General features: G+C 65.4%; 15 protein-coding genes. 11 read left to right on the top strand and 4 right to left on the bottom strand.

Going from position 1 to position 19,213, the window contains the following annotated elements; all coding sequences use genetic code 11:
• From xylB to AAFG16_RS32175, 4 genes are all read left to right on the top strand, one after another.
• A complete protein-coding gene (gene xylB / locus AAFG16_RS32190; protein WP_342731744.1) occupies positions 1–1,446 on the top strand; it encodes a xylulokinase in 1,446 nt (481 codons plus the stop codon).
• A 131-nt stretch (positions 1,447–1,577) separates the two neighbouring features.
• Positions 1,578–3,101, top strand: a complete 1,524-nt coding sequence (locus AAFG16_RS32185) for a sugar ABC transporter ATP-binding protein (protein ID WP_342731742.1) — start codon at positions 1,578–1,580, stop codon at positions 3,099–3,101.
• On the top strand, positions 3,094–4,134 hold the full coding sequence (locus AAFG16_RS32180) for a ribose ABC transporter permease (RefSeq protein WP_342731740.1): 1,041 nt from the start codon (positions 3,094–3,096) through the stop codon (positions 4,132–4,134). Before AAFG16_RS32185 ends, AAFG16_RS32180 begins: the two co-directional genes overlap by 8 nt.
• Positions 4,135–4,200: 66 nt before the next feature.
• Complete coding sequence (locus tag AAFG16_RS32175) at positions 4,201–5,148, top strand: ABC transporter substrate-binding protein (protein ID WP_283080489.1); 948 nt, start codon at positions 4,201–4,203, stop codon at positions 5,146–5,148.
• 79 nt (positions 5,149–5,227) lie between these two features.
• Here the strand turns inward: AAFG16_RS32175 and AAFG16_RS32170 are convergent, their stop codons facing one another.
• Both AAFG16_RS32170 and AAFG16_RS32165 read right to left on the bottom strand, forming a co-directional pair.
• A complete protein-coding gene (locus tag AAFG16_RS32170) occupies positions 5,228–6,442 on the bottom strand; it encodes an MFS transporter (protein ID WP_342731738.1) in 1,215 nt (404 codons plus the stop codon).
• 97 nt (positions 6,443–6,539) lie between these two features.
• Positions 6,540–7,892 carry a glycosyltransferase gene (locus tag AAFG16_RS32165; protein WP_342731736.1) on the bottom strand — a complete coding sequence of 451 codons (1,353 nt, stop codon included), beginning with the start codon at positions 7,890–7,892 and terminating at the stop codon, positions 6,540–6,542.
• 569 nt (positions 7,893–8,461) lie between these two features.
• On the opposite strand from AAFG16_RS32165, the gene AAFG16_RS32160 reads away from it, so the two are divergent.
• The 6 genes from AAFG16_RS32160 to AAFG16_RS32135 all read left to right on the top strand — a co-directional run bounded on the left by AAFG16_RS32160 (position 8,462) and on the right by AAFG16_RS32135 (position 14,040).
• A complete protein-coding gene (locus AAFG16_RS32160; RefSeq protein WP_283080486.1) occupies positions 8,462–9,187 on the top strand; it encodes a response regulator in 726 nt (241 codons plus the stop codon).
• Positions 9,188–9,307: 120 nt separating this feature from the next.
• Positions 9,308–9,925 carry a DUF1127 domain-containing protein gene (locus AAFG16_RS32155; RefSeq protein WP_342731734.1) on the top strand — a complete coding sequence of 206 codons (618 nt, stop codon included), beginning with the start codon at positions 9,308–9,310 and terminating at the stop codon, positions 9,923–9,925.
• A complete protein-coding gene (locus AAFG16_RS32150; protein WP_283080484.1) occupies positions 9,915–10,097 on the top strand; it encodes a hypothetical protein in 183 nt (60 codons plus the stop codon). The genes AAFG16_RS32155 and AAFG16_RS32150 overlap by 11 nt, the downstream gene beginning before the upstream one ends.
• 123 nt (positions 10,098–10,220) lie before the next feature.
• The gene (locus AAFG16_RS32145; protein ID WP_283080483.1) at positions 10,221–11,141 is read left to right on the top strand and encodes a cytochrome c peroxidase; all 921 of its coding nucleotides are present in this window, start codon (positions 10,221–10,223) and stop codon (positions 11,139–11,141) included.
• Positions 11,138–13,642 carry a two-component system VirA-like sensor kinase gene (locus AAFG16_RS32140; protein WP_342731731.1) on the top strand — a complete coding sequence of 835 codons (2,505 nt, stop codon included), beginning with the start codon at positions 11,138–11,140 and terminating at the stop codon, positions 13,640–13,642. The genes AAFG16_RS32145 and AAFG16_RS32140 overlap by 4 nt, the downstream gene beginning before the upstream one ends.
• 119 nt (positions 13,643–13,761) lie before the next feature.
• Positions 13,762–14,040, top strand: a complete 279-nt coding sequence (locus AAFG16_RS32135) for a hypothetical protein (RefSeq protein ID WP_283080481.1) — start codon at positions 13,762–13,764, stop codon at positions 14,038–14,040.
• A 43-nt stretch (positions 14,041–14,083) separates the two neighbouring features.
• Here the strand turns inward: AAFG16_RS32135 and AAFG16_RS32130 are convergent, their stop codons facing one another.
• Entirely contained in the window at positions 14,084–15,619 is a 1,536-nt protein-coding gene (locus AAFG16_RS32130; protein WP_342731728.1) for a hypothetical protein, read from the bottom strand.
• Positions 15,620–15,646: 27 nt separating this feature from the next.
• A complete protein-coding gene (locus AAFG16_RS32125; RefSeq protein WP_342731726.1) occupies positions 15,647–16,837 on the bottom strand; it encodes a glycosyltransferase family 4 protein in 1,191 nt (396 codons plus the stop codon).
• A 280-nt stretch (positions 16,838–17,117) separates the two neighbouring features.
• On the opposite strand from AAFG16_RS32125, the gene AAFG16_RS32120 reads away from it, so the two are divergent.
• The gene (locus tag AAFG16_RS32120; protein WP_342731724.1) at positions 17,118–19,208 is read left to right on the top strand and encodes a GumC family protein; all 2,091 of its coding nucleotides are present in this window, start codon (positions 17,118–17,120) and stop codon (positions 19,206–19,208) included.
• Positions 19,209–19,213 lie beyond the last annotated feature (5 nt).

Below are 19,213 nucleotides of genomic sequence, written 5' to 3'. Positions count from 1 at the left end.
ATGTATCTCGGCATTGATCTCGGCACCTCGGCGGTCAAGACCGTTCTCGTCGACGATGCCCAGCGCGTGATCGCAAGCGAGAGCCGGCCGCTTGCGACCGCCTCGCCACAGCCAGGCTATTGTGAGCAGGATCCCGCGCAATGGATCGATGCGACCTTCGCCACGCTGGACGCTCTGAAGGCGAGCCATGCCGGTGCGTTGGCGGCGGTCGAAGGCATCGGGCTGTCCGGCCAGATGCATGGTGCCACGCTGCTCGATGCGAGCTTGAGGCCGCTGCGGCCCTGCATCCTCTGGAACGACGGACGCGCGGCCGCGGAGTGTCGCATTCTGGAACGACGCTGGCCCGCCTTGCGTGCGACGACGGGCAACAAGGCGATGCCGGGCTTCACCGCGCCGAAGCTGCTGTGGATTGCAACGCACGAGCCCGAAACATTTGCGGCGACCAGGCTCGTTCTGCTGCCAAAGGCCTATTTGCGCCTGGTGCTCTCAGGCGAGGCCGTCGAGGACGTCTCGGATGCATCGGGATCCCTCTGGCTCGACGCCGCGCGCCGGGACTGGTCGGACGCCGCACTGGCAGCGACCGGCCTGTCGCGCGCTTACATGCCGCGCCTGGTCGAGGGATGTGCGCCCGCATCGACGCTGCGCAGCGAGCTCGCGCAGCGTTGGGGCATGCGCAGGCAGCCAGTGATCGCAGGCGGAGCGGGCGACAATCCGGCGGGCGCCGTCGGCATCGGCGCGATCCGGCCGGGAACCGCCTTTGTGTCGTTGGGAACTTCGGGGGCCTTGCTGGCGCCGACCAGCGCCATCGCCGCCAACCCGGACCGCGCGGTGCATACATTCTGTCACGCCATTCCCGGCATGTGGATTCAGGCCGGTGCGATTCTCTCGGCCGCCTCCTGTCTCGCCTGGATCGCACGCCTGTTTGGCGCCAGCGAGGCCGAGTTGCTGGCGCTGCTTGGGTCCCACCCGCGGGCGCCGTCACCGGTGACCTTCCTGCCTTATCTCGCCGGCGAGCGGACGCCGCACGACGATCCCGTCGTCCGCGGCATGCTCGATGGCTTGAGCCATGGCACCGATCGTGGGACGATCGTGCAGGCCGTGCTCGAGGGCGTTGCCTTCGCGTTGGCCGATTGCCGCGACGTGCTTGCCGATGCCGGCATCGCGATTGCGGAGGCCGACGCCATTGGCGGTGGTTCGCGGTCCCCGTTCTGGCTCTCGGTGCTGGCGAGCGTGCTGAATGTTCCGGTCCATCGTTTTGCCGCAGGTGAAACCGGCGCGGCGTTCGGTGCGGCGAGATTGGGGCGGCTTGCTGTCACAGGCGAGGCGGTCGCCGCCGTGTGCACGCGGCCGCAGCGCATCGAGACGTTTGAACCCGACGCAAAGCTGGTCGATGCCTATGCCGAGCGGCTTCCCGCCTGGCGTGAACTGTATCGGCCGCGCCACTAGCTCGGCCGCGATGTTGCATTCCCCCTGTGTTCGGTATTGCCCTGTGCTGCGGCGTTTTGTTTAATGCGTGAACCGCGCTGACGAAACGATGGAGACGCGGGTAGGAAACGCATTGTGCGCCGGGAGGCACGATGAACGATCCGATCCTCGAGATGCGCGGGGTCTCAAAGACCTTCTTCGGCATCAAGGCGCTCCGCACGGTCGATCTGACCGTCTATGCCGGTGAAATCCATGCCTTGATGGGTGAGAACGGTGCCGGCAAGTCGACGCTGATGAAGATCCTGTCCGGCGCCTACCGGCCTGATCCCGGCGGCGAGATCCGCATCGAAGGACATCCGGTCCGGATCGAAGGTCCGCTCGGCGGCCGCGCGGCGGGCATTGCCATCATCTATCAGGAGCTTTCGCTGGCGCCCAATCTCAGTGTTGCCGAGAACATCTATCTGGGACGGGAGCTATCGCATGCAGGTTTGCTGGCCCGCGGCGAGATGCGTGAGGGCGTCGGGTCCATCCTGAAGCGGCTGGGCGCGGACTTCCTGCCGTCGACGCTGGTGGCGCACCTGTCCATGGGTCAGCGGCAATTGGTCGAGATCGCCCGAGCGCTGCACGCCAGATCGAAAATCCTGATCATGGATGAGCCAACCACTTCGTTGTCGGCTGCCGAAAGCGAGCGGCTGTTCGCGCTGATCCGCCAGCTTCGCGCCGAGGGGCTCGCCATCATCTACATCTCGCATCGCATGGACGAGGTCTACGCGCTCGGCGACCGCGTCACCGTGCTGCGCGACGGCCGGCTGGTCGGCTCGCTCGACAAGCAGGACATCCGCGCCGACACCATCGTCCGCATGATGGTCGGGCGCGACGTCTCCTCGTTCTACAAGAAGGATCATGATCCGGAGGCGGGGCGGGGACATCCGGTGCTTGCGGCAATCGACATGGCCGACGGCCTGCGCGTCAAGGGATGCTCCCTGACCGTGCATGCAGGCGAGGTGGTCGGGCTCGCAGGCCTGATCGGCGCCGGCCGCACCGAGCTTGCGCATCTCATCATCGGCGCGGCGCCCAAGACCTCCGGCCGGCTCGAGTTGGAGGGACGTCCGGTCGATATCCGCACGCCGGGCGCGGCGCTCGAGGCCGGTATCGCCTATCTGACGGAGGACAGGAAGGCGCTCGGCCTGTTTCTCGACATGTCGTGCCTGGACAACATCAATCTCGCCGTGCTCGGGCGCGATGCGAAGCTCGGCTGGGTCCTGGATCGCGACAAGGCGCGCGAACGCGCCGACCGGGCTTTCGCGGGGCTCAGCATTCGCGCTGCCAATGTCGGCGTTCCCGCCGGCGGCCTGTCCGGCGGCAACCAGCAGAAGGTGTTGCTGTCGCGGCTTCTCGCCATTGCGCCGAGGGTCCTGATCCTCGACGAGCCGACGCGTGGCGTCGACGTCGGCGCCAAGTCGGAGATCTATTCGATCATCGACAATCTGGCCAAGGCCGGCACTGCGATCCTCGTCATCTCGTCCGATCTGCCTGAGATCATCGGCATCTGCGACCGCGTCGTCGTGATGCGTGCCGGGCACATCGCCGGGGAGGTCACGCGCGGCCCGAATTCGCCACTGACGCAGGAAGACATCATGGCGCTTGCCACGGGGATGGAGCATCTCGATGCCTGACAATGGTGCTTCGAAGGCCAGTCCCGCCCCGGCGACGACAAACGGCGCCGCCGCAGAGACAAAGCGCCAGCGGATGCGGATGCTGATCAGCGCGCTCGGCATGCTTCCGGTGCTGCTGATTCTCTGCATCGGCTTCCACATGCTGTCCGAGGGCCGCTTCTTCACCGGGCAAAATCTCGGCATCGTGCTGCAGCAGGCCGCGGTGAACACCGTGCTCGCCGCCGGCATGACCTTCGTCATCCTCACCGGCGGCATCGATCTCTCGGTCGGCTCGATCCTGGCGGCCTCCGCAATGGCCGGGTTGACGCTCTCCAAGCTGCCGGAGCTCGGCATGTTGTGGCTGCCGGCCGCGCTCGTCACCGGCCTTGGCTTCGGCCTCGTCAACGGCGCGCTGATTGCGCTCCTGCGACTGCCGCCTTTCATCGTCACGCTCGGCTCGCTCACCGCCGTGCGCGGCCTGGCGCGACTGCTCGGGGCCGACACCACCGTGTTCAATCCCTCCATTCCCTACGCGTTCATCGGCAACGGCTCGCTGACGCTCATTCCCGGCGTCGCGTCGATCCCGTGGCTCTCGGTGATCGCCTTGCTCGTCATCCTGGTCTCCTGGCTGGTGCTGCGCCGGACCGTGCTCGGCGTGCACATCTATGCGGTCGGTGGCAATGAAAGCGCGGCACGGCTTGCCGGCATCAAGGTCTGGGCCGTGCTGATCTTCGTCTACGGCGTCTCGGGACTGTTCGCGGGGCTCGGCGGCGCCATGCAGGCGGCGCGCCTCTATGCGGCCAATGGCCTGCAGCTCGGCCAGTCCTACGAGCTCGATGCCATCACCGCCGTGATTCTGGGTGGCACCTCGTTCGTCGGCGGCATCGGCTCGATCTGGGGCACGCTGGTCGGCGCGTTGATCATCGCGGCGCTGTCGAACGGCCTGATCCTGATCGGCGTCTCCGATATCTGGCAATATGTGATCAAGGGCCTCGTCATCATCGGCGCCGTGGCGCTCGACCGCTACCGCCTGCAAGGGTCGGCCAGAACGTGATGCGATGTTCCGTTGCGGCAACTGGTCTGCCGTGCCGGGGATGAAGACAGACCAGGGAGGAAGCCAATGTTGAAGACGATCACGCTCGCCGGCGCTGCCATGGCGCTCGCACTAAGCACCGCGCCGTCCTTCGCCAAGGAGCTCAAGTCGATCGGCGTCTCGCTCGGTTCGATGGGCAACCCGTTCTTCGTCGCGCTGTCGAAGGGCGCCGAGTTCGAGGCCAAGAAGACCAATCCCAATGTGAAGATCACAGCGGTCGGCTTCGAATACGACCTCGGCAAGCAGGTCACCCAGATCGACAATTTCATCGCCGCCGGCGTGGATCTGATCCTCTTGAACCCGGGCGATCCCAAAGCGATCGGGCCGGCGATCAAGAAGGCGCAGGCGGCAGGTATCGTGGTCGTCGCGGTCGACACCGCGGCCGAAGGCGCCGATGCCACCGTGACAACGAACAACGTGCAGGCCGGCGAGATCTCCTGCCAGTACATCGTCGACAAACTGGGCGGCAAGGGTGACGTCGTCATCGAGAACGGGCCGCAAGTCTCCGCCGTGATCGACCGCGTCGTCGGCTGCAAGAACGTGTTCTCGAAGAATCCCGGCATCAAGGTGCTGTCCAGCGACCAGGACGGCAAGGGCTCGCGCGAAGGCGGTCTCAATGTGGCGCAGGGCTATCTGACGCGCTTCCCCAAGATCGACGCCATCTTCGCCATCAACGACCCGCAGGCGATCGGCACCGACCTTGCCGCGCGCCAGCAGAACCGCACGGGCATTGTCATCACCGCGGTGGACGGCGCGCCCGATATCGAGGTGGCGCTGAAAGATCCGCAGTCGCCGCAGATCCAGGCCTCCGCCTCGCAGGACCCGTTCTTCATGGCGCGGCGTGCCGTGCAGGTCGGCGTCGGCATTCTCAACGGCCAGAAGCCGGCCTCCACCGTCGAGCTCCTGCCGTCTAAGCTCGTGACCAGGGACAACATCGCGGAGTACAAGGGCTGGACCTCGGATCGCTCGCAGTAAGCGCCCGCCGCCGACACTGCTCGAAGCACGAAAGCAGTGCGGCAGTTTCGGCCGATTGTGGCCCCACGGAAATCGATGCTCACACGCTGCTCACCCAGGTCGGCCGTCCGGCCGACCTGCCAAATCGCAGATAGAGCGTCAGCGCCAGCAGCGCGGAAGCGGCCATGACGGCCGCCATCGCAAGCGCGGTACGTCCGTCAAAGAGCAGTGCGACCAAGCCGCTGGCGATCGCGCCGGCGGTCATCTGAACGGTGCCAGCCGCGGCACCGACCGCGCCGGCGATGTCGGGCAAGGGCTGCATCGTCGCATTCATGAGGTTGGGCAAGCTGAGCCCGAAGGACAGCGCCACGACCATCAGCAGGGCGGCGACGAGGGCAGGCGGGCTCCAGCCGGCCAGCGTCGTCACGAGCATCGTGCCTGCGGCGGCAAACGACAGCACGAGACCGACCGTCAGAACGTCCGCTGGCGCGAAACCCTGTCGGCCCAGCCGGCCGTCAAGGAACGCGCCCAACATCACCGCCGCCGAACAGGCGCTGAAGATCAGGCCATATTGCTTCGGCTGCAAGCCGACGACGCCAATGAAGTACAGCGAAGAGCCCGTGACATAGGCAAACACGGCCGAGCCCGCAGCGGCGCCGATCAGGATGAAGGCGAGCGAAACCGGGTGCGTGACGATCCGGAGATAGTCCTTGAAGACCGCAGAAGCGCCAAGGCGACGTTCGGCGACGGTCTTCGCACTTTCGGCCATTCCCCACAGCACGATGGCGATCAGCATGACGCCGACCGCAGCCTGACATGCATAGATCAGCCGCCATCCGCCGATCGCGAGCAGCGCGGCACCTGCGGTCGGCGCAATCACGGTCACCACGTTGACGGTGACCACGATACCGCCGATCTTCGCGCGCGCGGACGCCTCGTCAAACAGGTCGCGGATGATCGCATAAGTCGTCGTCGTGCTGGCCGCGCCCACGCCCTGGACCGCGCGGCATAGCAGCAGCATCGGCAGCGATTGCGCTGCCGCGCAGGCGAGGCTTGCGATCACGAACAGCGCCAGGCCGAACACGACGACGGGCTTGCGGCCGACCCGGTCGGAGATCGGTCCGTAGATGAGCGGCGCCATCGCAAGGCTCAGCATGAAGGCGCTCATCGTCAGGCCAACATGTGAGGGGCTTGCTCCCAGCGCAGCGCCGGTCGCGGCCAGCGCCGGAAGGTTGATGTCGATGCCGGAATAGGGCACGGCCGCGAGGAGGCCGAGCAGAACCGTAAAGGCGGCGGAAGCGGGCTGGATCTTCATGGCCCTTCACATGCGATGGAGTTGTGGGAAGGAGGGGAGGGGACGATCCCCTCCTTCCCCGGGCGGAGGTCGAAAGGTCAGATGACGTCAGCGCGCGTCAGCTCACCTGGCGATGTGCCGACCTCCGGCCTGCCTCGATCGTGCCGGCCTGCTGCGTCTCGTCCTCATCGGTGACGAGGCGCTTGATGATCCGCAGGACCGCCGATCGGGTGCCGATGCTGGTGAACTCGTCGGCCATGCGCGAGGCACGCATGCGATAGGCGGGACGATCGAGCACGGTGCGCACCGCCTCGCGCAGCGCTTCGGGCGTCGGCTCGTTGGTGGCCAGATTGATGCCGACGCCGGACCACGCCACGCGCGCATTGACGTCGGCCTTGTCCTCCGTCATGCCGGCCGTGACCAGCGGAACGCCGAAGCTCATGGCCTGGTTGACGCTGCCATAGCCGCCGTTGGTGACGAGCACGTCGACGCGCGGCAGCAACCATTCGAACGGCAGATAGCTGGCGACCCGTGCATTGGACGGGATGGGGCCGGGGATGGCGTCAACCGGGCGGCCGCCGGCGGTCACGACAACGAGCACATCGGGCTCGTTCGCCAGCGCTTTGAGCGTCGGCACGATCAGCAGGCCGAAATTGTGATTGGCCACCGTGCCCTGGGTCACCAGCACCACCTTGCGCGAACCGTCGAGTTCGTCCGCCCATGCCGGCAAGGGAACCTGGTCTCGAATGATCGGCGGCGTGCCGACGAAATGGACCGTGGGCGGAAACCTGCGCGGAAACTCGAAGCTCGGTACCGACAGCTGCATATAGGTATCGGCGAGCTCGATGACGGAATGGAAGAGCGGCCGCGTCACCGGCCGGACGCCGAAGGGCTTCAATACCCTGTTCAGGCTGCGCAGCACGGGCAGATCGACGTTGGCGTCGTACTCGTCTGCGATGACGGCGTATTGCCGGCGCTGCTCCTCGGTCGTCGCAGGCGGCAAGCCGAGAAAGTTCGGCGCGCCGTCGTCTCGCGTCCAGTGCAGGAACGACGTCCCGCACAGCGCGATCGGCGGCCGCGCCTCACGCGGGCCAAGCAGCATCGGCAGCACGCCGAAGAACATGTCGTCGCCGACGATGATGTCGGCCTGGAAGTGCTCCAGCGACTCGTAGAGGCCCTGGTTCTGCGCCGGGATGGCGTCGACGAAGATGCGTTCGCAGGCGAGGCGCAGCCATTCGGGCCCCGGCGCGATGGTCTTCAACTCCGGGACCACCGACAGAATGTCGCGCAGGTCGAAGTCGGCGCCCTTGGGAAGGGCGAAGAATCTCGCGCCGCTGGCCTCGACGCGGGCGCGAAACACCGTCCCTGTCAGGAAAGCGATCTCGTGTCCGTCGGCGATGAGGATGTTGGCGATCGCCAGCATCGGATTGAGATGGCCGGTCGCAGGCGTCGAAGCGAAGAGAACTTTCATGTGGTCGATCCTCTGATTGTCAATCGGCGGTCTGATGCCGCTCGATGAGCAGAGGAGAAATGTCGGGACGGCCGTTACCGGAAAACTTCGTGGCGGGCGCGAAATGGTTACGGCAGCAACGGATCGTGGCTTTGTAGCGACGCGGGCGGCTCGGAGAGCCGCACCATGTTACAAATGTAACTGTCGCCGGCTGTGCTGAAACGAAGCTGTAATTCGGCGTGCGATCTGGAAAATCCGCATCGCATCGATGAGGCGACGCGTTCGCTAAAGTAGTAAATGGCTGGGATCACAAGTCTTCACGTCTAGGAGATTCCGCGGAATACGACGGAAAAATGACCAAGTTCGCGGTAAGGATCGCGAACGTTATTGTTCGTCATCAGTACATATCTAGATACGTCGTCGGCAAATGGTCTTTCTTTTCGAACGATCCAAATCGTCGTCGGCGGATAGAGTGCCTGATTTTCCGCTTCAGCCGGAGCAAGCAGTCGATTGCGTGTTCAAGCCGGGACATTGCGTAGCCAACGCGATTGGCTCGAGGCAAGTTCCGGGGCAAGTTTGAGAGATCAAATATGTTGGCAGACGTCGGCCATATCATAGTCGTCGATGACGACCCCACCCTACGGCAGATGGTGATCAAATATCTGGAAGAGCACAACGTCCCGAGCAGGGCCGCATCCACCCGGGCCGAACTGCACCGACATCTGGAAGGAGCGCAGCCCAGCTTGATCATTCTCGATCTGCGGCTGGGGCAGGACGACGGCCTGGACATGCTCAGGGAAATTCGTGCGCAGTCCGACGTGCCGGTCATCATCACGACCGGGCACCGGCCCGACGAAATCGACCGTATCGTCGGTCTCGAGCTCGGCGCCGACGACTACATCATCAAGCCATTCAGCCTGAGGGAGCTGCTGGCGCGGGTCCGCGCCGTGTTGCGCCGTCAGGAGATGGGGCGGGCCGCGCGCGCCCGCGATCCGGAACGCGGCGGCTATCGCTTCAACGGCTGGAAGCTCGAACGCCGCGGCCGCAGGCTGCTGGATGCAAACAACGATCAGGTTCCCCTGAGCAAGGGCGAATATGCGCTGCTGCTGGCGTTCCTCGAAGCACCGCAGCGCCCGCTGACCCGCGAGCATCTGCTCCAGGCGACCCGCATCCACGAAGACATTTTTGACCGCAGCATCGATGTTCAGGTGCTGCGGCTGCGGCGCAAGCTCGAGACCGATCCGAGCGCGCCGCGCATCATCCAGACCGAGCGCGGCGTCGGTTACGTCTTCACCCTTCCGGTAGAACCGTTCTAATCGCGGCGCGAACGGCGCCGCGAGGCTGCGTCTGTAACCTTTTTCCCCGTGACGGTGACTGTCGCGTAACAGGGCGGCTTCAAGGTCACTCCTGCAAACATCGCGCAGGAGAATCGTCCCATGCTGGATCCGCAGCTCTCTTCAAACGTGAACCGGATCGTTCGGCCGCCTCGCATGCAGATCGGCGGCATTGCGCCGCTTGATCTGTCGAACGATCGGGGCAGCAAGCGCGTTCGCGCCACGCTGCCGGCCATGTCGAATGACCCGGCGCCGCTGGCTGTAGCACCATTCGTGGAGATGGATCGTCCGGCCACCACCTGGTGGTCGACGGCGATCGAGTTCTTCATGGAAGGCTTTGCCGTCTATGGCGCGGCGCTGCATCCGAGCGCGGCTTTCTCGGTCGACGAGGCGTCGGTTTCTGTAAATGCGCACCAGGCGCGTTTCGCTGGCAGTCGCGATCCCGCTGTGGCGCACGAACAGCGCGCCTCTCAATATTTGAACGGTTCTAATGTCATCGCACCTGAGCTCGGCGCGTGGATGGAGCAGCACGACCGCGGAGACTGGCTAGCCGGGCTCGGTGAGAAGATCGTGGCGTTGTGGACGCACTGGCGCAGGGAACAGGAGATCAGGCGGGCCGTCAGGGCGCTGGCGGAATACGACGACCGGACCTTGCGGGATATAGGCATCCAGGGCCGGGCGGACATCGAACGGATGGTGAGGTACTGCCGTGATTGCTGATGCGATTTTCTGCGCGATCGCCGGCCTGGACTACTATCACGTGGTCGTCCTGGCCCTCATCGCGCGCGGCCTTGAGGCCGGCCGGATACCGTGCGGCTGGGCAAGACAGTTCGTCTACGCGGCGACGAGGGGCGGCCGCATCGATCAAGAAGACTTGAAGGTTGCAGGCTAATTCGGCCAGAACCGTGGATTGCTGAAATGTATGACAACAACTACCTGACGGGCAGTGTTTGGATTTGCCCAGAATCGATTGTTGCGTAAATTGGTGCGGCGGCGAGCTCTCGTCGCGATTTGTGTGCTGGTCCTCAGCGGCCTCCAGCCTTCTCCGGCGCCGCCGCAGGTGGCGCCATCGGCAACGCCTGCCTGGCGCGGCATGGACGAGCCGATTACGCCGATGCCGCCGGCTCCTGTGCTCGATCCGCGAAAGGTCAGGCTCGGTGAGCGCCTGTTCGGCGACAATCGTCTGTCGCGCGACAATTCGAGAAGCTGCACGTCGTGCCACGACATCAACTCCAACGGCGCCAGTACGAAGTCGCACGACGTCGATCTGAGCGGCGCGGAGCTGCCGCTCAACACGTTGACCGTCTTCAACGCGACGCACAGCTTTCGTTTGAGCTGGGAGGGAAGATATCGCAACGTCGGCGCAGACGTCGCGGCGTCGCTCGTCAACCCGCGGATCATGGGCAGCGATCTCGACACGATCGCGCAGAGGCTCAATCAGGATCCCGTGATGCGCGCCGGCTTCTTTGCCGCCTACGGCCGCGGTCCGGATGGCGACGACATCGTCGACGCCATCGTGAATTTTGAAAAGACGCTGGTGACGCCCGGCAGCCGGTTCGACCGCTGGCTCGAGGGCGACAGCGCCGCGTTGAACTCCGAGGAGTTGGAAGGATACCACGAGTTCAAATCCCTGGGCTGCGTCTCGTGCCATCAGGGCGTCAATATCGGCGGAAATCTGTTTCAGCGTCACGGCATATTTCATCCGTTGGCCTCGCCGGATCCGGCCATTCTGCGCGTGCCGAGCCTGCGCAATGTCGCGACCACCCCGCCTTATTTTCACGACGGCAGCGCACCGACGCTCGATGACGCGGTTCGCAAGATGGGGCAGGCACAATTGAACACAACGCTGACTGATCCTCAGGTGAAGGCAATCGTCGCCTTCCTCCGCACTCTGACCGGACAATATCACCGCTCCCAGGTCGGAGGCGCGCCATGAAGCTCGCGCCCGCAATGGTCGGCGTTGCGTTCCTGCTTGCGCTGTTGACCTGGCTCCTGCTCAACGGTATGAACCTGAATTCGGACCGCTACGACCGTCAGACGCAGGCGCTTTCCGACTTCACCCGCTTCGAGCGCGGCATCAGCCGCGAGGTGCTGACGTCACGGGCCGGCCTGTCACGGAATTACGATGGCCTCGTCGCGATGGTGGACGCCTACGACGCCGCACTGGTGCGGCTTCGCGAGGCTGCCGGTACGGACAAGGAGCAGCTTGCCGCGATCGACGTGCTGTCTGCGCGCGCCACGCGGCAAGAGGAATTGATCGAGCAATTCAAGAGCAAGAACGCGCTGCTTCGAAACTCGTTCACCTATTTCAGTCTGTTCAGCGCCCGCCTGTCGTCGTCGGACGACCGGCCGCTGGTGGCGGATGTCTCGGCGCTGTCCGCTGCGATGCTGCAACTGACGCTCGATACGTCCGACGTCACCGCGGGTGAGTTGCAGTCCCGGCTCGACCATCTGGCACGCTTGCAGATTGCGTCCCAGGACAACGAGCTGCTGCACGCGGCCGTCGCGCACGGCCAGCTGCTGCACGACCTGCTTCCGGACGTCGATGCCATCCTGAAAGCGCTGGTCGCCGAGGCCAACAACCGCGAACAGGATGCCGTTCACGCGCTGATCGTCAAGCGCCAGATCTCCGCGCGGGTGGCGGCGCGCAAGAACCGCCTGCTGCAATATGTCACGTCGCTGATGCTGCTCGGCGCTCTCGTGTATTTCGGCCTGCTGTTGCGCGCGCGGGCCAAGGCCCTGCGCCGTCGCGCCGCCTTCGAGCACGTGATCGCCAATATCTCGATGCGCTTCATCGATTCGCATCGTGATGCGCTGCGCAGCCATGTGGAGAGCGCGCTCGAGGAGCTTGCAGGCTTCATCGGTGCGGACAGGGCTTACTTCGCATGGTCGGCAGCCGCCACGGACAATGTCTACCGATGGGGCCGCGAAGGTGTTCGCTTCGATGCGACCTGGCCGAGCCGGGCGCTCGACCTGGCCCAACGGTTCGATGATCGCGAGGAAGCGATCATCTACATTCCCAAGGTCTGGCCATCGCATCCCGACGATCTGGCGAACCTGCTCGACGAAGCCGGAATTCGCGGCTGGCTGTGCATCAAGACTCAATCAGGACGTGAACACGCCGCCATTCTCGGCTTCGACGCGGTACGGGCGCCGGCGCTGAGCAAATGGGCCGAATTTGCGCTCTTCCGTACCGCGTTCGATGCGATCCGCAACGCCGTGGGCCGCGTGGTTCTCGAGCAGGAGAAGGAGAGGCTGCAGGCGAGCCTGCAACAGGCGCGGAGGATGGAGACGATCGGCACCTTCGCCAGCGGTATTGCCCACAACTTCAACAATATCGTCGGGGCGATCCTCGGCTATGTCGAGATGGCCGACAACGGCATCAAGTCGGGGAGCCGGTCCGCGGCGAGCCTCGCCGAGATCCGCCGGGCCGGCGAGCGGGCGCGCGAGCTCGTCGGCCAGATCCTGACCTTCGGCCGGCGCAGCCAGGGGCGACAGGAGCGTATCTGCATCGGAACGCTGGTGGCGGAAACCGAGGCGCTGCTCGCTGCATCGTTGCCTGCACATGTGAGACTCGTGGTCAGCCAGCGTGCCGAAAACATCACCGTCTCGGGCGAGCCCGCGCAATTGCAGCAGGTCATCCTCAATCTCTGCAACAACGCCGCCCAGGCGATGGAAGAACCCGGCGTCATCGACCTGCAGATCGCCGAACGGGACATCATGCATCCGTTGTCGATCGGGCGAACCGAATTGCGGCGTGGCCGCTTCGCCGTGATCTCGGTCTCCGATCCGGGACCGGGGATGGACGAGGCGACGCTCGAGCAGGTATTCGAGCCATTCTTCACGACGCGGTCGGAAGGTAACGGTCTCGGGCTTGCGACGGTCCGGGAGATCGTCGAGCAGCACGGCGGCGCCGTGGTCGTGCAGAGCACGCTTGGCGCCGGAACGCGCTTCGACATCTGGCTGCCGTGCGGATCGCCGGATGAGCCGATATCGGTGCAGCTCGCGCCGTCGCTCGCGCTTCGTGGCGCCGGGGAAACCGTTCTCGTGCTCGAAGCGGACCGCAAGCGCCTGCTGCGCAACGAGGAGATTCTCGCCGCGCTCGGTTACGAGCCGGTCGGATTCTCGCGGCTGGACGATGCCGAGGCGGCCTGCCGCGCCGCGCGCACGCGCTTCGACGTGGCGCTGGTGTGCCACGTGCCGGGAGGCTCTTCGCTCGATCTCGCCTATCTGCTGCATGATGCGGCGCCGGGCCTGCCGATCATTCTCGCGAGCCCCTCCGTGCATCATTTCGCTGCGCCCTTGCTTGCGACCGCGGGCGTGACCGAGCTCGTGCATCATCCGCTGATGTCGGCCGAGCTCGCCGCGGCGCTGTCGCGATGCCTCACGGCATCGGCTGCCGGCAAGAGAGCCAAGCGGATCGCCTCCGCAGGCTAGTTTCACCGGTAACGCGATATCGCTGGCGGGAAGCCGTCATGTAGCTCGTTCGTCCTATCCATCGCGTCAGGTTGCTCGTTTCCCGAGCGCCCCAATCCGACCGCGATAGGAGAATGATGATGTCCAACCGATATGGTCTGACCGTCGTTGCCGCCTTGCTTCTGTTCGGCTCCTCGCTCGAAGGCGCAGATGCCGAAGGCACGTCAGGCACTGTTATCCGCAGGATCGCCTCCGCCGACGATGTTGCATCGGCCGAGCGATTGCGGACACCGATAGGTCACCGGCAGCCCCGCCTGCGTGATATTCCGCTGAGCGCGGGACCGTCGGCGGCGGACGCCGAGCTGCGACGCCTCGACACGGAAGTCGACAGGAAGCTGGTCATCTGTCGCGGCTGCTGAGGCCATCAGGCTGCGCCGCCGCCGGCAACAAGCGGGCGGCGGTTCAGCAGGCGGTCGATGCGCTCGCTCGCGCGGGCAGAACGGCCGCCGGACGTCTGCTCGTGAAGGCGCGGGTCTTGGGCTGGACGCGCGATCCGTCGATCACCTCGAGCCGGCCGCGGCGGTTCAGCGTGTGCAGCTTCCTGCCGGGCCAGGCCGGGCCCGGCTTGAGCGAGTGGCGGACGACCTGCCTGTACGTGGTCGGCGACAGCTCGACGATCTCGGCGAGGGCGAGCGCAGCGCCATATCCATCGGCGCAGTTCTGCACCGGCCGCCACAATTTGCCATCGATGGTGACGAAATTCCCCGCCGGTCGCGTGCTTGCGCGATCGATCAGCACCGGGTTGCTGGCATGGGGCAGCCACGGCCCGAGCAGATGGTCCGCGTAATAGATCGCCAGCGAATCCGAATAGCCGCCGGCTCCGTCGCGCCAGGCGCCGAACAGATAGTTCAGTCCGTTGTGCCGCGTGATCGTCGCGTCGGCGAGCTCGAGGCCCGACAGCAGCGTCGCGTGCCGCTCCCATTTGTCCGGAAACCGGACGCATTTGTAGAGCGCGACGTCGCCGTGGAGCGAGCTCTCGGGGATCATCCACAGCTCGCCATCGTCCTCGATCAGGAACGGATAGGAGAGGTGCCAGGGCTCCTCCAGCACCGGCACGACCTCGCCGATCGGCCCGGCGTCGCCGAACTCGATCGCCGAGATGATGCCTTTTCCAACGCGGTGATCGAGGTCCTCGAAGAAGACGAAGGTTCGTCCGCGCCAGGTGATTGGGAAGGGGTCGGCGTAGAAATGGTTTCCGGGATCGCCGAGCACGTTCCAGCGCGGCCCGGAGAGATCTCCGGTCTGCCAGACGCCGGCGCCGTCATTGAAGCGCCATCCGACATGCCAGTGCGGCGCATAGCAGCAGAGGCGATAGATCTCCTTGGCGATCGACACCGCGAGACCGCGCAACACATAGGCCGCCGGCTGCCGGCCGTTGCCATCAGGCGCGGGACGCGCGAGCTGCGGCACGATGCGCGGCCGTCCCGACAGGATCGCCGCCACCATGGTCAGCGTTCGCGCCATGACCGTTTCGAGCCCGCCGCTCAGACCGGCCGCGATCTCTGCGGACGGATGACCGCGATCGAGCACGGCGCCGTCGGCCTCGTTGACGATCTCGATGACAGGCAGATCGCCGGCGAGAATCGCGGCGAGCGCGGCGTTCTCGCCGGCAGAGCCATTGAACAGGGGGCGGAGATACAGCCGGGCCGTACAGTTCGGATCCCGCGCCGCGCCCGTGAAATCGACGATCACATCGGCCGTGCCTGTGCGCGCCTGCGCTCGTTCCGGAGTGATCTTCAGCCTGCCGGCGCCACCTAGCTTGCCCTTGTTGAGCACCAGGCGCTCGAGCTCGAACAGCGCATCGAGGCCCGCGGGCCGCGGCTGTGCCGCCGCGGTCCATGCGATCCGGACCGGAACGTCGCGGCCGTCGATCGACAGCGCCTCGTGGCCCATCCACTGCCGCGCATAGTCACGTTCACAGCGAAACTCGATGATCATGTCGAGCCCATCTCTTCCAATGCCCGGTCAGATGACCTGGCCGAGAATTCGAACGTATTCTTCCACCATCGCATCGACCGAATAGCGGGACTTCAGGCCCTTGCCGTTGTGTCGCAGCTCGTCGCTCAATGCCTGGTCATTCAGGAGCCTGGAGACGGCAGCCGACAGCTGCGCATGATCGGTGGCGTCGACGAACAGGGCTGTCGGCTTGCCTTCGAAGGAGAGCACCTCGCGCAGCACGGGAAGATCGGTGACGACGGAGGGAACACCGGCATTCGCGGCCTCGACCGCGGCAAGGCCGAAGGTCTCGGCCTGCGTCGGAAATACGAACACGTCGAGACAAGCGAGGAACTCTGCCATCCGGCGCGGCGGGATTTCGCCGAGCAGATGCAACCGGTCCGATACTTTCAGCTCATCCGCGAGCTGCCTCAGCCGCGCCTCGTCGGCGCCCTGGCCGGCGAGGGCGAGGTGCCAGGATGGCTGATCGGGAAGGAGGCGTATCGCCGCATCGAGCCGTTTGTGCGGATGCAGCCGCGCTGCGCAGCCGAGCAATGTACGGTCCGGCGGCAAATTGAATTTCTGCCGCGCAGCCCGCTTTGACAAGGTGAGCGCCTTGTCGTCGAAGCCGTGGGGGACATGCACCATGCGCGACCGGTAGGCCGCGGGGTAGCGCGAATATTCGCGCTCCATGTCCTTCGAGTTGAGCGTGATGCAGTCGAAGAAGCCGAGGCTGCCCATGGCGACGTCGGCGGTGCGAACCGGCCAGCTCATCGACAGTGCGGATGAGACCTGATTGGCGACGACGGGTGCGCGGCTGACGAGGCGCGTCACGCCCGCGCCGATGACGTTGCCGAAATGCTGGAAAGTCAGGACGGCATCGGGCCGGATGGTCCTGATATGACGGCCGAGCGTCCACAGCATGTGCAGCAGCGCCAGCGGATCGCCGGGGCGGCGCGAGGCGCAATAGACAGTATCGGGGGGCTCGTCGAACGAATCCGACTTGCGGAAGAAGAACAGGTTGGTGACGCGGTAGCCGCGCGCGGTCAGCCCGGCGCCGAGGAGCCTCGAGATCTCCTGCGCACCCGCGTTCTCGGCCTGGGTCTGCACGAGAAGCACACGCGGCTTCGCTGCGCCACCGTCCGGCCTTGCCAGTGCTGCCGCGGTCGACGGCAGCCTCGGTGCCTCGCCCAGTTCTGTGCCTGGCTGGTAATGGAGCACGGATCCCGACCCGCTAATGAAATCTTCACCTTCTTAATCCCGTACCTATCATGCGGGCATCGGCCAGACACCGACTAGCAACAAACGGAGTTAATGCGCGCCGTGCCGAAAGCACGTCATTCACAAGGGAATTCCGGCTCCTTTCAGGCAGATTGGCGCGAGCGCGTTAACCAATTGGTCATGGTCGCGCGGGGCCGGGTAACCGCGGATTAACCATAGATATTTACGTTGGGGGCAGGCCACTGAACCAGTGTTTGCCAGTTGAATCCGAGTAAATTCCATGACGTTCGGTCGCCGCGCAGACCCGACCAGTTCCGGATCGACCGCCGCGTCGTGGCAGAGCCGGAATTCGTCGAATGGCGAGGGGCGCGGAGCCGCCGCGCGCGGTATGCTCACGACCGCCGGTGCGCTGTCCTTCGTCCGGGATAATGGTCGCCGCATCCTGACGCTTGCGCTCGCGATCTTCGCGTTCGGCGTCGTCGTTCTGCTCGTGATTCCGGTGCGATATGCCGCGACCGCGCTGGTCGTGGTCGATCCCCGCGAGCAGCGGGTGACCACGGAGCAGGACGTCCTGCCGGGCATCGGACAGGACAGCGCCGCGCTGCAAAGCCTGGTCGAAGTCGCCAAGTCCGACGGCTTTCTCAAGCCGCTGCTCGAGCAGCTCAGGATTGGCGACGACGAGGACATTTCCGGGGGACACACCGACCCCGCGCGCCTGCTCGAGCGATTCCGCAATCGTCTCGATATTTCCCGTCGCGGGCTGACCTACGTCATCGCCTTCCGCTTCACCTCGAACCGGCCGGACCGGGCGGCCTATTACGCCAATGCCATCGCCGAGGCGTTCGTCGCGAGCCAAAAAAGCATCCGCACCGAGGCGACCGACGAGGCCGCCGACTGGCTGAGCAGCCGGCTCAAGACGTTGAACGACCGGTTGAAGGTGTCGGAGGACGCGGTTGCCGCCTTCAAGCTCGAGCACAGGATCGTCAATGCCGGCAAGGATTCCACGACGCAGCAGCTGCGCGTGACCGAGCTGTCGCAGCAGGTTGCCGCTGCGCGCGCGCGGACCGAAGAGGCCAAGGCGCGCTTTGAGCAGGCGCAGCGCGACCTCAAGGGCAATGTCGAAAGCCCCGTGAAGCAGGATCTGCTGAGCGCGCTGCGCGCCCAGCGCTCGGCGCTCAACGATCAGATTGCGCAGAAGCGGGCCGTGTTCGGTGACCGCCATCCCGACCTCGTGATGTCGTACAGCCAGCTGAACGATCTCAACAGGCAGATCGAGGTGGAGCGGGCCAAGGGCATCGACACCGCCAAGTCGGAATATGAAGCGCAGCGCGATCAGCAGAAGGCCCTGGAAAGCCAGATGAAGGCGGCTGAGTCGCAGCTGCTGGTCGACGGTCAGGCGCTGGTGAAGCTCCAGGAGCTGCAGCGCGACGCCGAGGCCAACAGGAACATCTACGAGCAGTTTCTGTCGCGCTCCAAGACCACGAACGAGCAGCGCCTGTTGCAGAGCTCGCAGACCAAGATTGCCTCATCCGCCGTTCCGCCGCTGCGCTCGACGCTTCCGCCGCTGCCCTTGCTGCTCGCCGCGCTCGCGATCGGCTCGCTGCTGACATCGACGGCCATCGTCGCCGCAACGGCACACGGATCGGACAAACCCGTTTCGGACGTTCGCGCGCGCGAGGTCGAACCGGCTGAGCGCCAGGCGGGGGCTTGGTCACGCCCGCCGGTATGGGCCCGCGTTCCCGCGCTGATGTCGGGCGAAGGCCCCAGAAACATCTGGCAAGGTCCGCTGTCCGCAACCGCCGAACTCGACCTCGGTCCCTATCTCCGGCCGCTGCTCGAGCGGTTGGAGAAGTCACCGGGACCGCGGGGCAAGGTCGCGCTCGTGATGTCGGTCGGCAAGCGCGCCGGCAGCAACACCGTCGCGCGCTCGCTGAACCGGTGGGCGGTGAACCGCGGGAAGCTGAGCGTCCTGATCCGGGTCGAGCCGGATCTCGGCGGTGCCCGTCCTGCCAACGCCAAAGCGCAAGCCGACGGCATGACCACCACGGCGGATGTCCGCAGCGTCGACGAGCTTCTCGGCGCCGGCAAGCAGCCCAATGCGACGCCCGCGGACGATATTCGCTCCGAGTTCGATCTGATCGTCGTTCACGCGACGTCGCTGGCGTTGCAGCCGGAGGCGGCAGCTCTGGCCGCGCATGCCGATCTCGTCGTTCTGGTCGCGCGCGAGGACGCTGTGGACTCAGCGGCGATGCGCAGGGCAACGGCTGCGCTTTCCCGGTTCGGCGGTGTGCCGACCGGGATCGTCGTCAATCACGTGCCCGCCGATCCCTCGGCGCCGCGCCGGGGCGAAGTGCTGGGTCTGGCCGGCTGAATAGA

Source organism: Bradyrhizobium sp. B117 (assembly GCF_038969555.1).
Taxonomy (GTDB): Bacteria; Pseudomonadota; Alphaproteobacteria; order Rhizobiales; family Xanthobacteraceae; genus Bradyrhizobium.
Note: the sequence above shows the minus strand (reverse complement) of the source record. Positions and strands in the feature narration are given on the sequence as shown.